The 1319-nt window shown below is 74.6% G+C and carries 2 protein-coding genes; both read left to right on the top strand.

The genetic code is table 11. From position 1 onward, the window contains the following. The coding region (locus tag AA75_RS51260) for a hypothetical protein (protein WP_199520541.1) at window positions 1–237 on the top strand (237 nt) is incomplete at its 5' end. 16 nt (window positions 238–253) lie between these two features. Further along, the coding region (locus tag AA75_RS53130; protein ID WP_233289417.1) for a beta-ketoacyl synthase N-terminal-like domain-containing protein at window positions 254–1319 on the top strand (1066 nt) is incomplete at its 3' end.

Genomic DNA, 1319 nt, shown 5'->3' on the forward strand with positions numbered 1-1319 from the left:
CCGGCCGCGGCCTTCGACCGGCTGGAGCGGGCGCTGGCCGAACTGCCCGAGGACCCGCTGGTCCGCGCCGAGGCGGCGGCCCGGCTCACCGCGCTGCTGGCCGCCCTGGGCGCCCCGGCGGCCACCGGACCAGGCGGCGCCGCCGACCCGGCGGAGGACGACATCGCGGTCCGGATCGGCGACGTCAGCAATGACGACATCTTCGACTTCATCGACAACGAGCTCGGAATTTCCTGAGAGAGGCGACGCAGAGATGAGCAGCAACGAGGAGAAGCTCCGCGACTACCTCAACAAGGTCGCCGCCGAGCTCCACCAGACCCGGCAGCGGCTGCGTGAGGCCGAGGCCCGTGCGGTCGGCGGCGGCCCGGAGGAGCCGATCGCCATCGTCGGCATGGCCTGCCGCTTCCCCGGCGGCGCGGACACACCCGAGGCGCTGTGGCGGCTGGTCGCCGAGGGGCGGGACGTGGTCGGCCCGTTCCCCACCGACCGAGGCTGGGACGTGGAGAACCTGTACGACCCCGATCCGGACAAGCCAGGCCGCAGCTATGCCAAGGAGGGCGGGTTCCTCTACGAAGCGGGCGAGTTCGACGCCGAGTTCTTCGGGGTGTCGCCGCGCGAGGCGCTGGCCGCCGAGCCGCAGCAGCGGCTGCTGCTGGAGGCCGCCTGGGAGGCGCTGGAGGACGCCGCGATCGACCCGAACGCGCTGCGCGGCAGCCGGACCGGCGTGTTCGCGGGCGTGATCGCCCAGGAGTACGGGCCGAGCATGCACCACCTGCCCGCCGAGCAGACCGACGGCTACGTGCTGACCGGAACCACCACCTCGGTGGCCTCCGGCCGGATCGCCTACTCCCTGGGACTGGAAGGCCCGGCGGTCACCGTGGACACCGCCTGCTCCTCCTCGCTGGTGGCGTTGCACCTGGCCGCCCGGGCGCTGCGGGCAGGTGAGTGCTCGCTGGCCCTGGCGGGCGGCGCGACCGTGCTCGCGGCCCCCGGCCTGTTCATCGAGTTCAGCCGCCAGCGGGGACTGGCCCCGGACGGGCGCTGCAAGCCCTTCGCGGCCGCCGCCGACGGCACCGGCTGGGGCGAGGGCGCCGGACTGCTGGTGCTGGAGAAGCTCTCCGACGCGCGGCGCAACGGGCACCGGGTGCTGGCGGTGCTGCGCGGCAGTGCGGTCAACCAGGACGGCCGCAGCAGCCAGTTGACCGCCCCGAGCGGCACCTCCCAGCAGCGGGTGATCCGGCAGGCGCTGGCCTCCGCCGGACTCGGCACCGGCGAGGTGGACGTGGTGGAGGCGCACGGCACCGGCACCCGGCTGGGTG

The sequence above is a fragment of the Kitasatospora sp. MBT63 genome (assembly GCF_000710465.2).
In the GTDB taxonomy this organism is placed as follows: domain Bacteria; phylum Actinomycetota; class Actinomycetes; order Streptomycetales; family Streptomycetaceae; genus Kitasatospora.